Consider the following 12357-nt stretch of genomic DNA (forward strand, 5'->3'; position numbering starts at 1 on the left):
AGTTAAAAGCTATCGGTGTTTATGATAGCCGGGGACATAAAATTGTTATTCAGAATAAAACTTACTTATCCATGATTAGGGCAGGCGGGTAACCATCCGGGTATATATTTTTGTATTGCTGCAATTTCTTTGGTGTATTTATTGCAGGTTGCCTGGTAGGCTTTAAAGCGGATAATTAATTGTTCTTCGGTTATTTTGTCTGCGGCTATTGGCCGGGTTGTATTTTGTAATGCGGAGTAAGCGATATGCATTTTGTTTAGATTTAGTAGTGGCTTGATGTTTAATTAAATGGATCGGCATGTATTTCGCTTTTGGCCTTTACGTGTATTCGCGTAATTGCCATTTTAATGTTATAAAATGAGGTTCAAATCTTGATTTAATTATTTCTGTATTCATTATTCTGTATATTCTTTATTTATAATTTGGTTTATATATAATTATGTATTAGATTCGTTCCAGATTGGATTACAAATATAAAGAAAAATCTTTATTTAAATCAAGAAATTTTTAAAATAAATTTGAAGATTATGGAATTTCCCGAAAAAACTAATAAAATAAAAACGGTTCGCCCTGAAACGCTGGAGTTTATTATTTTATATAACCAATTAAAAGGAAAAGCTTTTAGCGGCAACGCGCAATTGGCCGAGGTACTTGGCTTTAATTCTGCCAGTTCTATTACTGAGATCATTAAAAGCCGGCAAAATATTGATCCGGAAAAATTCAATATTTTTAAAGAAAAATACAAAGATTTCCTGGATGGTAAAAAATATACAGAATTTACCCAGGTATCTAAAGTTGCAGAGGGGATACCGATGTATGAAATAACGGCTACGGCATCTGGGGTAGAGGTATACAATGATATAAATGATACTCATCCGGTTGGTCGCATGAATTTTCCGGGTATTGAGGATTGCGACTTTGCTTTGCCGGTTTGGGGGCATTCTATGTATCCTTATTTAGAAAATGGCTGCTGGGTGGCGTTAAAAGTTATACACGATAAGAAAATTTTACCGGGCGAAGTTTATTATATTGAGTGGGGCGAATACCGTATGTATAAAAGGCTTTTAGCCGGCGATAATAATGATGAGGTTATAGCTCATTCTGATAACACTACAGAAATGATTGGCAATCATCTTAAATATGCTCCATTTGTTATTAAAATAGCCGATATTAAAAAGCTTTGCCTGGTTAAGGATATTCATAAAAAGCATAATCATTAATGGATACTACAACCATTTATCCTTACAGTAAACGAAATAGTTTTGTCACAATTGGGGTGTTAACTATTTTAGGTTTGCTTTTTATATCGAATATTTATAAAGCTTATCATAATAATGATAGGATAGATATGATTGTATTTGGTGTATTAACAGCACTACTCGTCTTCATATTGGTGATGGTTATTGCTACCAGGTTACGGCCCGCGCTTAATGGTGATTTAGCACTTGAATTTAAGGAAAAGGGTATTGTTGATTATTTGAGAAACATTACAATTGATTGGCAAGATATTAAAGCTATAGATTTTAAGCGTACCAGGAGCTCGTCAATGATAGATATTCAATTAAAATGGGAATCAGACCATGGATCGCAAATCTACATCTCTTTAAGGTGGATTGAAGGTAATGATAGAAATATTTATAACACAGCGTTATTTTATTTTAACCGGTTTTCTGACACCGGTGTACAAACCCAAGAGCAGGGCAACACTTAATGCCGGTGTTTTGGATCATTATATCAGGTCAGATAAACCTGTAGTTACTTTTATAGGGCTACTTTGTTTATAATTGTAACTAAATGGAAGACGAAGGTATTGTAAAGCGGTTAAAGGTAATTGTTAAGGAGCACGGCGGACAGCTGGCCCTTGCAGGCGCTATTGGTGTAGATCAGGGTTTTATAAGCAAGGTGATCAATAAAAAACAAGAGGTGAGCTATTACCTTATCCGTAAACTTTGTTTCCAGTTAAAATATTCGCCCGAATGGCTCATCCTGGGCACCGGCGAGAAACATATAAACAAAGCCGAGTCGCCTAAATTGATTACCGAAATACAAATGATGCGCACGGAGCTTGATATTTTACATGCACGTATGCGTGCTTTTGAAATGGAAATAAAGGAATTAAAAGACGGCCATCCAGCCGATCAACAAAAAGCAGGTTAATGTAACCTGTTAATTAAAATAGCCTCTAAAGCATCACTGGCATTCTTGCAACGATTTACAGTGTTTTCTAATGATGATAGTATTTCGCGGTATTTGATCAAATTTATAGCATCCGTCTCGTTCGCAAATAATTCAGCAACTGCATTATAGTAAATTTGATCAGACTGATGTTCATAAATCTTTATTTGTTTACATGCGGCGTTGCAGGTATCGTCATTATCAACTTCTCTTAATAAATTAACTGCCTTTTCAATCTCTATACCGGCTTTTTGTATTAATAATGCTATCTCTTTAATAGGTGTAACAAAATCTAATATATTATATAGATATATTCTTCCGCCTGCTTCTTGTATGGTATCGGCCACATCATCAATACACGATGCTAAAACATGAATGCTACTGCGATTTATCGGTGTAAACATTACCTGATCAAGAGCCAGATAAATTTTATGAGTTATATCGTCGCCGGTATTCTCTAATTTATCAATTTGCTTAAAAATTACTTCCCTTTCAATGGCTTCGCTTGTATTTACTGCTGTTACTAATAAACCGGCCATGGTAACCACGTTTTTTGCGGCCTCATCGAATAAATTGTAAAACAGTGACCTATTTGAGAAATAATTGCGGAATAAGCTGCGCATTTATATAAAATATTTAGAACGTCTAAAATTAACTGCGGTATGTTAATCTAATATTAAATAAAAGTTATGCTATGTTAATTATTTGTTATGTATTAAATAGCTGATTTTTGCCGGTTTAATCAATTGAAGATGAATAGTCTAAGCAAATAACTTGCTCTAAATCAGGCACTATTTTATTGTTTTGAAAACTTAACATGCATCCAAATAATATTATCAAATGTTAATCATTTCTTAACATTTAGATAATGCTACATGCGCACTTTTGAGTCAAAATTTATTTAACCTTGTTTGAAATCATGAAAAAATCGTTTACAAAACTTTTTAGTACAGTCTTAGTAATGGCTTCAGTGCTAACAGGCTTTACTGCTAAAGCCCAAGAAACAACATTAGCACCAGTTAACATGTTAAAAAACAAAAAAACTGATGTAAAGGCCGATTCTATTATTACTGTTACTAAAACAGGCGCACCTGCAACTGTAAAGGTTGCGCCAAAAGCAGAAGCTGCTGCATGGGTACCTGTTAGAAGATTATGGGGATATGCTTTCGGCGATCTTTATTATAACCAACATGCTGATGCAACAAACAGAGGCCCTGAATCTATGTATAATGGTGTACCCACCAATAGAAATGCTTTCCAGTTTCGTCGTGCTTATATAGGTTATGATTATGATATTGACCAGAAATTTACTGCAGAAGTATTATTGGCATCTGAGCCAAATGCAAATACAGGCGTTAATGGTACTACAGCTATACAAAACGGTGATGACCTGGTTGATGGTAAAATGGCATTCTTTATCAAAAATTTCAATTTAAGATACAGAAACATCTGGAATGGAACCGATATAGTTGTTGGTGAAATGTCTACACCTGGTTTCGCGCTGAATGAGCCTGGTACCAATGCTCCAACATCATTATCAGAAGCTACATGGGGTAATCGTTTCATAGAAAAAACAATAACCGATGTCCATAAAAACAATTCATACGATATAGGCGCTGCCTTACAGGGAACTTTTGATCCTAAGACTAAAAACTTTGGCTATGTGTTTATGGTTGGCAATAATACTTCAGCAAGCTTACTGCCGGCTGCTAACCCTAATACCGGTTTCTACAAAATATTTTATGGTGATTTATGGGGTAAGTTCTTCAACAAACAATTGTATGTAGATATTTATAGTGATTATGCGCCAACTGCACCTGCTACTGCAGCTATCGGTGGCCAATCGCATAGCTTAAATAAAATATTTGCAGCTTATGTTAATCCAAAATTCACTATTGGTGTTGAAGCATATACCCAAAAAATAACCAACGGCGTGACAAACAGCGGTACCAAAAATGTTGAAGATGCAACTGTAAACGGCCTTTCTATATGGATAAAAGGCGTAGTTGTTAAAGACAAGATCAATTTCTTTGCCCGTCGTGATGGTTACAATCCTGATACCAAATTTGATGGTGCTAATTCGTACACAGTTAATACCAACTACGGATCATACAACCCAACCGTTAAAGAGACATTTTATACTGCCGGTTTAGATTTTACACCTGCTCCTAAAATTCACTTTTCGCCAAACGTTTGGTTAATTGAATATAAAGATCAACGTTCATCTACTACAACTGGTTATGTAGGTAATGACCATAATTTAGTTTATAGAGCTACATTCTTTTACACATTTGGTAAATAATCACACAAACAAACAAAACATAAAAAACAAAAATTATGAAATTAAGTAAAAATTTAAGGTTAGCGGTTGTTGCATTAGCAGCATCATGTGTAACAATGGCTGCTTCGGCGCAGGATAATGTCTTATTAGGTGCCGGTAGTACATTTGTGTACCCGTTATTCTCAAAAATGTTTTCACAGTATACAGCCTCTAAGGTTAATTACCAGCCAATTGGTTCTGGTGGCGGTATATTGCAGCTAACTAACAAAACGGTTGATTTTGGTGATTCTGACGCACCTTTAAATGACGATCAAACCAAAAAAATGAGTGCTGAAGTTCTGCATATTCCGATGGCTTCAGGTGCTGTAGTAGTAACTTACAATGTACCCGGTGTTGCCGGAGGTTTGAAATTATCAGGTAAAGATTTGGCTGATATCTACCTGGGTAAAGTAACTAAATGGAACAGCCCTGAGGTTAAAGATTCTAACCCGGGTGTTAATTTGCCTGATCTTCCTATACTTGTTATTCATCGTTCAGACGGTAGCGGTACCTCTTTTATTTTTACTGATTTTTTAACTAAAGTAAATCCTGAATGGGCTTCAAAAGTAGGTAAAGCAAGTGCGGTTAACTGGCCTGCCGGATTAGGTGGAAAAGGTAATGAAGGTGTTGCCGGTTTAGTTAAACAAACTCCGGGTGCAATTGGTTATATTGAGTTAGCTTATGCTATCCAAAATAAAATGCCTTTTGCTGACATCCAAAACAAAAGCGGTAAATTTATTACCCCAACTCTTGCGGCTACAACTTTAGCAAGCAATGTTGTAATCCCTGCTGATTCAAAAGTATCAATAACTAATACCGATAACCCTAAAGGTTACCCAATTGCCAGCTTTACCTGGGCATTGATATATAAAGAGCAAAATTATGGTGGCCGTTCAAAAGCAAGAGCTACCGAATTGGTTAAATTATTATGGTGGAACATTCACCAGGGACAAGCAAATTGCGCTCCTTTAAATTATGCACCGCTTTCAAAATCAGCTGTAAAAGTTGCTGAAACAATATTAAAATCAGCTACTTACGGCGGTAAAGCAATATTATAATTAAATATGAGTCGGATAATCTAACTAAGAAACAAAACTTGTTTCAAATAGTATTATCTTGACCCCTTTATTCTTAACACTAACTATTACCAGTTCCCAATAAAATTAGGGACTGGTAATTGTTTTGTATACGAAACCCAAAATTTGTGGAAAATAAAAGATTACAATTATCCAACAGCCAGTTAAAATGGGAGGTCCTGTTTAAACGGATATTAATTGCTATGAGCATTTTATTAGTGCTCATTATATTAGGTGTATTAACAACGCTGATTATAGAATCCATGCCCTCAATTAAAGCGCTGGGTGTTGGATATTTATGGGGGAAAGTATGGGACCCGGTACAAAATATATACGGGGCCTATCCATTTTTAATAGGTACTTTGCTTACCTCGTTTATAGCGCTTATTATTTCGGTGCCTTTTTCATACGCCATTGCTATTTACCTGGGCGAGTATAACCCTAAAGGATGGCTGTCTGATCTGCTTAAAAATACAATTGAACTGATTGCAGCTGTCCCATCTATTATTTATGGTTTTTGGGGTTTGTTTGTATTAATACCATTGGTACGTGAGCTCGAAATAAAATTTCATGTATTGCCATATGGTTATGGCATTTTAACAGCATCATTAATATTAGCTATAATGATAATCCCTTATGGTGCATCATTAGGAATAAGTTTAATAAGAATGGTGCCTTCTCCTTTAAAAGAAGGCGCTTATGCATTAGGCGCAACCCGCTTTGAAGTTATTCGTAGTGTAATTATGCCTTACACACGCTCTGGCTTATTTGCGGGTGTGTTATTATCATTAGGCAGGGCTTTAGGCGAAACCATGGCAGTAACCATGCTGATAGGTAATACAACCACCATACCAACCAGCATTTTTGCAACGGGTAATACCATGGCCAGCGTAATTGCTAATGAATTTACAGAAGCCGACCATACCGAATATCTATCGGCACTTATTGAATTGGGTTTAGTACTATTCTTTGTTACGGTTGTAATTAACCTTATAGGTAAAAGAATAATTACGCGCTTCACAAATAACTAATAACATGGAAGCAAGAATAGGAATGAGGAATATCAAAAGCAATATCTTTAAAGGGATCATTGTGTTTTTTGCATTTTTAATAACCGTGCCTTTAATAATTATACTATTGTATATAATTAAACAAGGTGCGGGCCAGGTTAACTGGAAATTTTTAACCGGTGTGCCTGCGCCGGTAGGCGAAACCGGTGGTGGTATTGCCAATGCCTTAGTAGGCAGTTTTGTAATGGTACTGACGGCATCAATAGTTGCTATACCTGTGGGTATGGCGGCAGGTATTTACCTTAGCGAAAATCCGCGCACAAAACTGGCATACTATAGCAGTTTGTGTGTTGATATATTACAGGGGGTACCATCCATAGTAGTTGGTATTGTAGTTTACTTTTGGCTGGTTAAGCCTTTAGGTACATTTTCAGCACTATCAGGTAGTATAGCTTTGGCTATTATGATGTTGCCGATTGTGATCAGATCAACAGAGCAAACGCTTAAGTTATTACCCGACTCACTAAAAGAAGCAGCATTATCATTGGGCGTGCCTTATCACCGGGTAATTTTAAAAGTAACAGTACCTTGCGGTTTCGCGGGTATTTTATCAGGCATTACGCTATCAATAGCCCGTGTTATAGGCGAAACTGCGCCATTGTTGTTTACCGCTTTTGGCAGCCCGTTTGTGTCAGCCGCTTTGGGTAAACCAATGGAGAGCTTACCCCACCTGATATTCACTTATGCCACAAGCCCCTATGAAGACTGGCATAACCTGGCATGGGGTGCATCGTTTATACTATTAATGTTCGTTTTAACACTAAATATAATCACGAAAGTGATAACAAGAAAATGGAAAATACAATTGTAAAGGCTGAGAATTACAACTCTTATTTTGGGGATAACCATGTTGTAAAAGATGTAAATATCAGCATAAACAAACATGAAGTTATAGCTGTAATGGGCCCGTCGGGCTGTGGCAAAACCACATTTTTGCGCGGCATTAACCGTATGCATGAGCTAATTCCCGGAGCAACCTCAACAGGTAAAATACTGCTTGATGGCGAAAACGTGTACGATATGAATGCCATATATGTAAGAGCAAAAATTGGCATGGTGTTTCAGCGGCCTAATCCATTTCCAAACCTAAGTATTTATGAAAATGTAGTTGCCGGTTACCTGTTAAATGGTATTAAGGTATCAAAAGCTGATAAGGATGTTATTGTAGAAAAATCATTAACCAGCGCTGCTTTATGGAAAGAGGTTAAAGATTCATTACATAAAAAAGGTACATTCCTGTCTGGCGGCCAACAGCAACGGTTGTGTATTGCGCGTGCCATTGCCATGCAACCCGAGCTGATATTGTTTGATGAGCCAACATCTGCGCTCGACCCAATATCAACCTCGAGTGTTGAAGCATTGTTTCATGAGTTGAAAGCTAATTATACGTTGATTATTGTTACACACAACATGCAGCAAGCTGCGCGTGTGAGCGACAGGACCGCATTCTTTTATATGGGCGAACTGGTTGAATTTGATGATACCAAGCAAATGTTTACCAATCCATCAGACCAACGTACACAGAATTATATAACAGGCAGATTTAGTTAAGCCCTTCGGGAGTGATTAGAGGTTAGTTAATCCACGTCACTTTTTGAATTTTGACTTTTTAATTTAAAATTATATGACACCATTAGAAAATGAAATAACCGCGCTAAAAGCAGAGCTGGTTAACATGTGGATATTAGTTCAGTCGCAATTAAATAAGGCTAAAGAGGCCATGGTACAGTTTGATAAGGACCTTGCCCGCGAGGTTCTGGTCAAAGAAAAACGAGTTAACTCTTTCGAGCTGAAGATAGACCGCGATTGCGAGAATATATTTGCCCTGCACTGCCCGGTAGCTATCGATCTGCGGTTTTTATTAGCTGCGTTAAAGATAAATACCAACCTGGAACGTATTGGCGATATTGCTGCCGGTATTGCACTTTATGTGGTGGAATCATCCGTAAATTTTGATGCAGCTGCTTTAGAGAAAACCTCGTTGATACGTATGTATGATGAGGCCGTAAATATCCTGATGGATACCCGCACAGCTTTTGAGAAAGAAGATACCGTGCTTGCCCGCAGTATATTTAAAAGAGATGACGTGTTGGATGCTATCAATGATAATTCGCCAAATACGGTAGGTGATATAATAAAAGCTGATATTAATTCTTTACCCGAAGCGCTATATATTTTATCTATAATCCGCAAGTTGGAAAGGATAGGCGATCAGTCTAAAAATATTGCAGAGGAAATAATTTTTTACGTAGAAGCCAAAATACTAAAGCACTTCGAAAGCAGTAAGAAAATTAATCCCGAAGACGAAGAATAGTAATTGATAATTGTGATTTGATAAGATAAGGTGGGTAGCAATATGCACCTTTTTGCGTTTCCGGCATAAGGTCGGTGAGTGAGGGTTGATTTGTCCGTCCGCTTTGTGGGACGGGTGGCGTGCGGACGCGCTAACCCACCGGTCAGTTTGCTTAATTTTTGGATGAGTTTTCGGTTAATAAGCTCCGCGCAACATATCAGCCAACTCATTCGGAAGAGGGCTTTTTTCGATATCATTTGCAGCCTGATCTACATTATATTCAAATCGAATAAATGTTACCTCAATGCTGTCTTTATTGATTAGGTCCGAGTCAACATTAATGTCTAATATAACATAACACCCCATTGGATTGCCGTCTTTAGGTTTGCCTACCGAGCCGATATTGATGACATGTGCAAGCGTTCCGTTATCCCTCTTTATAACCCGATGATAGGGCTTGTGCGAATGACCAACGCATAGCATATCAGCATTTGCCTCCTGCAGGAGTTCTAAAATATAGGTTTCATCGGTATCAGCCAGGATATATTCATTAACGCTTCGCGGACTGCCGTGAACCAATAAAATATTTAAGAGATTTGAGTTTACCCGGAACTCTAAACGGATATGAGCAGGAAGTGTAGATAGATAATTTCTATTGTCGGCGCTGATTATATGGTAGGCAAAATTTTTGCCCGATGCCTGTAATTGATTGTCTGTTACCGGTGCTAAACCAATTACCTTTAGATCATGATTACCGGCAATTGTGGGTATGCGGCGTTTACGTATCTCTGCAATTATTTCGTTGGGATATACATTATAACCTACCAGGTCGCCGAGGCAATATACGGCATCAGGCTTTTGAGTTTCAATATCGGCAAAAAACGCCTCTAACGCCGGTAGGTTAGCATGTATATCAGAAAAAAGTGCAATTTTCATTATTATACGTTTATTTTAGAAGTATAGTTTCGTACGGAACCAAAAAGCAAGATTAACCAAAGCGATCAACGCAGGCACTTCAACCAGCGGGCCGATAACCCCGGCAAAGGCCTCGCCGCTGTTAATGCCGAATACGCCTATGGCAACGGCTATAGCCAGCTCGAAATTATTGCCCGTGGCAGTAAACGCTATGGAAGTGCTGCGCGAATAATCGGCACCGAACCATTTGCCAATGAAAAAGCTAAGCAGAAACATTATTGTAAAGTAAATAACCAGCGGTATAGCAATACGCAATACATCAAAAGGTATCTGTACGATCAGTTTTCCTTTTAAACTGAACATTGTCACAATGGTAAATAGTAATGCTATAAGCGTTATGGGTGAAATAACAGGTACGTATTTTTGTTGGAACCAAGCCTCGCCTTTAATTTTAATCAGCGTATAACGACTGATAATTCCGGCAGCAAATGGGATACCCAGGTAAATGCCGACGCTTTTGGCTATCTCGCCAATAGTAATGTTAACGGCTAATCCTTTAAGTCCAAATAAAGGTGGCAAAACTGTGATGAATACATAAGCATAAACGCTGTAAAGTAACACCTGGAAGATACTGTTTAAGGCGATTAACCCTGCTGCGTATTCCCGGTTGCCCTCTGCCAGCTCGTTCCATACCACTACCATCGCTATGCAACGGGCCAGGCCAATCAGTATCAGGCCAACCATGTAAGCCGGATGATCGCGTAAAAGCGTAATGGCTAATACAAACATGAGGATGGGGCCAACTATCCAGTTTAAAATTAAAGAGGCGCTTAATACTTTGGTATCCTTAAATACCTCGCCCATATTTTCATATTTCACTTTTGCAAGGGGCGGGTACATCATTAATATCAGCCCTATGGCTAACGGTATATTGGTGGTTCCGCTTGACCATGAATTAATAAATCCGGAGGATGAGGGGATAAAATAACCCACGGCTACACCTATCCCCATTGCCAGGAATATCCATAGGGTAAGGTAACGGTCCAAAAAGCTTAGCTTTTTACGCTCGGCGGGGACACAGTGATCAATAGCCATTAGTTGGATAAGTTTTGATTGATAAAATTGCGCGAGTAATCTTTTATCATATCCCGCACCCGCCTAAACTCGTTCATTACCTCATCAGGAGTCCCGGTAGCTTTTGCCGGATCGGGGAAATTGAAATGGAAGCGTTGCGCTTTGGTAGGGAAGTAGGGGCAATTCTCTTTGGCGTTATCGCACACAGTAATTACATAGTCGAAAGGAATATTTACATACTCATCCACATTGTTAGAGCTATGATGGCTGATGTCAATATCATCCTCGGCCATTACCTGTATAGCTTTGGGATTAACGCCATGCGTCTCTATACCGGCGCTGTAAATGGTTGCTTTATTGCCTGCAAAATGCCTTAGGTAGCCTTCGGCTATCTGGCTGCGGCAACTGTTGCCGGTGCATAGTACTAATATATTTTTCATGATAGGTTTAAAATTTTCTTCATTACAATTGCCGTTTGCGGGCATGCATAACTAAACTCTGATGATTGCTGCACCTCTGCAGGCACATCCGCGCGGGTTATAGTTTGGTAGTCTTTGCCAGTAAAATAATCGGGCGCTGTTTCTGTAAGCAGGTATATTTCTTTAATTGATTGGGTATTGGCAATGGTTTCTAATTGCTGTAATAGCTCGCCAGCCACACCCTTGTTGCGATAGGGTGGTGTAACCACCATAGAACGCAGCAAAGCATAATCGCCATAAATTTCTAAACCGATAGCCCCTGTTACCTCATCGCCATCCAGGGCCACTATAAAGTTCTCCAAAGTTTCGGGCAGATCATCTACAGGCAGTTTTTCTGCGGATAGTAGCGCAATGATCTGCTCCCTGTAGTTTTCGGCTTTTTGCAGGTTCATGATTTTAATATTTAGCAACAACCTCCGCCCGGCTCACAGCAAGCTGCAGCAGCAACTAAGTTCTTTAATTGGGTTACCGGTTTGGCCGCAGGTGTACCGCAATTGCCGCCGCGATCAATGGCTTTGCATTGTACCGAATCGGGGCGCAGATCTACTATCAGGCTGTCCCCATCAATAATAAGGTCATTAGGCAGCATCTGCCGGGTATCAAACTCCGAATTGCCAAACTCAATTTTAACAATGCCCAACGGATTTAGCGGTAACGATTTTTCAACCAAATTAATGATCGATAAAGCTTTGTTAACCTTCATTGCACTTAACTCATCCTTACCTGCCGGCTCATATAGTTGTACAATTATCTCGGTCCAGCTGTTCATCACTCCGCCGCAATCTACTGATGTAATAGGTGCCTGCTTAATTTCTGTGATATGATAAGAGGCATCAACCCACTTGTTTTCGGCATATTGAAACTGTAGCTCCAACTCAGGGTTTGCTACTAACGCTTCTTTAAATGATTTCCAGTTTATAACATCTGTTGTATTCATGATTTCTTTATTTAATTG

Annotated in this window: 16 protein-coding genes; 9 read left to right on the forward strand and 7 right to left on the reverse strand. The window is 38.6% G+C overall.

Going from position 1 to position 12357, the window contains the following annotated elements; all coding sequences use genetic code 11:
• Positions 1-65 precede the first annotated feature (65 nt).
• Complete coding sequence (locus JWR23_RS14130) at positions 66-251, reverse strand: hypothetical protein (RefSeq protein ID WP_299516815.1); 186 nt, start codon at positions 249-251, stop codon at positions 66-68.
• A 276-nt stretch (positions 252-527) separates the two neighbouring features.
• On the opposite strand from JWR23_RS14130, the gene JWR23_RS14135 reads away from it, so the two are divergent.
• From JWR23_RS14135 to JWR23_RS14145, 3 genes are all read left to right on the forward strand, one after another.
• Complete coding sequence (locus tag JWR23_RS14135; RefSeq protein WP_299516816.1) at positions 528-1220, forward strand: S24 family peptidase; 693 nt, start codon at positions 528-530, stop codon at positions 1218-1220.
• The gene (locus JWR23_RS14140) at positions 1220-1711 is read left to right on the forward strand and encodes a hypothetical protein (RefSeq protein WP_299516817.1); all 492 of its coding nucleotides are present in this window, start codon (positions 1220-1222) and stop codon (positions 1709-1711) included. Before JWR23_RS14135 ends, JWR23_RS14140 begins: the two co-directional genes overlap by 1 nt.
• Positions 1712-1794: 83 nt before the next feature.
• On the forward strand, positions 1795-2157 hold the full coding sequence (locus JWR23_RS14145; RefSeq protein ID WP_299516818.1) for a hypothetical protein: 363 nt from the start codon (positions 1795-1797) through the stop codon (positions 2155-2157).
• Here the strand turns inward: JWR23_RS14145 and JWR23_RS14150 are convergent.
• Positions 2154-2714, reverse strand: a complete 561-nt coding sequence (locus tag JWR23_RS14150; protein ID WP_299516819.1) for a DUF47 domain-containing protein — start codon at positions 2712-2714, stop codon at positions 2154-2156. The genes JWR23_RS14145 and JWR23_RS14150 overlap by 4 nt on opposite strands.
• A gap of 380 nt (positions 2715-3094) precedes the next feature.
• Here JWR23_RS14150 and JWR23_RS14155 point away from each other — a divergent pair, with 380 nt between their 5' ends.
• The 6 genes from JWR23_RS14155 (at position 3095) to phoU (ending at position 8955) form a co-directional block, all read left to right on the forward strand.
• Positions 3095-4477: a hypothetical protein gene (locus JWR23_RS14155; RefSeq protein ID WP_299516820.1), complete on the forward strand. Its 1383-nt coding sequence runs from the start codon at positions 3095-3097 to the stop codon at positions 4475-4477.
• A gap of 35 nt (positions 4478-4512) precedes the next feature.
• Positions 4513-5553: a phosphate ABC transporter substrate-binding protein PstS gene (pstS, locus tag JWR23_RS14160; RefSeq protein WP_299516821.1), complete on the forward strand. Its 1041-nt coding sequence runs from the start codon at positions 4513-4515 to the stop codon at positions 5551-5553.
• 146 nt (positions 5554-5699) lie between these two features.
• Positions 5700-6602: a phosphate ABC transporter permease subunit PstC gene (gene pstC / locus JWR23_RS14165; protein ID WP_299516822.1), complete on the forward strand. Its 903-nt coding sequence runs from the start codon at positions 5700-5702 to the stop codon at positions 6600-6602.
• 4 nt (positions 6603-6606) lie between these two features.
• Complete coding sequence (gene pstA, locus JWR23_RS14170) at positions 6607-7452, forward strand: phosphate ABC transporter permease PstA (RefSeq protein ID WP_299516823.1); 846 nt, start codon at positions 6607-6609, stop codon at positions 7450-7452.
• Complete coding sequence (gene pstB, locus JWR23_RS14175; protein ID WP_299516824.1) at positions 7434-8192, forward strand: phosphate ABC transporter ATP-binding protein PstB; 759 nt, start codon at positions 7434-7436, stop codon at positions 8190-8192. The genes pstA and pstB overlap by 19 nt, the downstream gene beginning before the upstream one ends.
• A gap of 73 nt (positions 8193-8265) precedes the next feature.
• Complete coding sequence (phoU, locus tag JWR23_RS14180) at positions 8266-8955, forward strand: phosphate signaling complex protein PhoU (protein ID WP_299516825.1); 690 nt, start codon at positions 8266-8268, stop codon at positions 8953-8955.
• A 174-nt stretch (positions 8956-9129) separates the two neighbouring features.
• On the opposite strand, the gene JWR23_RS14185 is transcribed toward phoU, so the two are convergent.
• The 5 genes from JWR23_RS14185 to JWR23_RS14205 are packed head-to-tail and all read right to left on the reverse strand — an operon-like array spanning position 9130 to position 12339.
• Positions 9130-9870, reverse strand: coding sequence for a metallophosphoesterase family protein (locus JWR23_RS14185; RefSeq protein WP_299516826.1), 741 nt, complete (start codon positions 9868-9870; stop codon positions 9130-9132).
• A gap of 15 nt (positions 9871-9885) precedes the next feature.
• Positions 9886-10944 carry an ACR3 family arsenite efflux transporter gene (gene arsB / locus JWR23_RS14190; protein WP_299516827.1) on the reverse strand — a complete coding sequence of 353 codons (1059 nt, stop codon included), beginning with the start codon at positions 10942-10944 and terminating at the stop codon, positions 9886-9888.
• A complete protein-coding gene (locus JWR23_RS14195; RefSeq protein ID WP_299516828.1) occupies positions 10944-11363 on the reverse strand; it encodes an arsenate reductase ArsC in 420 nt (139 codons plus the stop codon). The genes arsB and JWR23_RS14195 overlap by 1 nt, the downstream gene beginning before the upstream one ends.
• Positions 11360-11794, reverse strand: coding sequence for an arsenic resistance N-acetyltransferase ArsN2 (gene arsN2 / locus JWR23_RS14200; protein ID WP_299516829.1), 435 nt, complete (start codon positions 11792-11794; stop codon positions 11360-11362). Before arsN2 ends, JWR23_RS14195 begins: the two co-directional genes overlap by 4 nt.
• Before the next feature lie 11 nt (positions 11795-11805).
• The gene (locus JWR23_RS14205) at positions 11806-12339 is read right to left on the reverse strand and encodes a DUF6428 family protein (protein ID WP_299516830.1); all 534 of its coding nucleotides are present in this window, start codon (positions 12337-12339) and stop codon (positions 11806-11808) included.
• Positions 12340-12357: the final 18 nt, after the last annotated feature.

The organism is Mucilaginibacter sp. (assembly GCF_028288205.1).
GTDB lineage: Bacteria > Bacteroidota > Bacteroidia > Sphingobacteriales > Sphingobacteriaceae > Mucilaginibacter.

Excerpts from the sequence above, each read along its gene's own strand:
- JWR23_RS14130 (WP_299516815.1), bottom strand. The coding sequence starts at position 251 with ATGCATATCGCTTACTCCGCATTACAAAATACAACCCGGCCAATAGCC.
- JWR23_RS14135 (WP_299516816.1), top strand. The coding sequence starts at position 528 with ATGGAATTTCCCGAAAAAACTAATAAAATAAAAACGGTTCGCCCTGAA.
- JWR23_RS14140 (WP_299516817.1), top strand. The coding sequence starts at position 1,220 with ATGGATACTACAACCATTTATCCTTACAGTAAACGAAATAGTTTTGTC.
- JWR23_RS14145 (WP_299516818.1), top strand. The coding sequence starts at position 1,795 with ATGGAAGACGAAGGTATTGTAAAGCGGTTAAAGGTAATTGTTAAGGAG.
- JWR23_RS14150 (WP_299516819.1), bottom strand. The coding sequence starts at position 2,714 with ATGGCCGGTTTATTAGTAACAGCAGTAAATACAAGCGAAGCCATTGAA.
- JWR23_RS14155 (WP_299516820.1), top strand. The coding sequence starts at position 3,095 with ATGAAAAAATCGTTTACAAAACTTTTTAGTACAGTCTTAGTAATGGCT.
- pstS (WP_299516821.1), top strand. The coding sequence starts at position 4,513 with ATGAAATTAAGTAAAAATTTAAGGTTAGCGGTTGTTGCATTAGCAGCA.
- pstA (WP_299516823.1), top strand. The coding sequence starts at position 6,607 with ATGGAAGCAAGAATAGGAATGAGGAATATCAAAAGCAATATCTTTAAA.
- pstB (WP_299516824.1), top strand. The coding sequence starts at position 7,434 with ATGGAAAATACAATTGTAAAGGCTGAGAATTACAACTCTTATTTTGGG.
- phoU (WP_299516825.1), top strand. The coding sequence starts at position 8,266 with ATGACACCATTAGAAAATGAAATAACCGCGCTAAAAGCAGAGCTGGTT.
- JWR23_RS14185 (WP_299516826.1), bottom strand. The coding sequence starts at position 9,870 with ATGAAAATTGCACTTTTTTCTGATATACATGCTAACCTACCGGCGTTA.
- arsB (WP_299516827.1), bottom strand. The coding sequence starts at position 10,944 with ATGGCTATTGATCACTGTGTCCCCGCCGAGCGTAAAAAGCTAAGCTTT.
- JWR23_RS14195 (WP_299516828.1), bottom strand. The coding sequence starts at position 11,363 with ATGAAAAATATATTAGTACTATGCACCGGCAACAGTTGCCGCAGCCAG.
- arsN2 (WP_299516829.1), bottom strand. The coding sequence starts at position 11,794 with ATGAACCTGCAAAAAGCCGAAAACTACAGGGAGCAGATCATTGCGCTA.
- JWR23_RS14205 (WP_299516830.1), bottom strand. The coding sequence starts at position 12,339 with ATGAATACAACAGATGTTATAAACTGGAAATCATTTAAAGAAGCGTTA.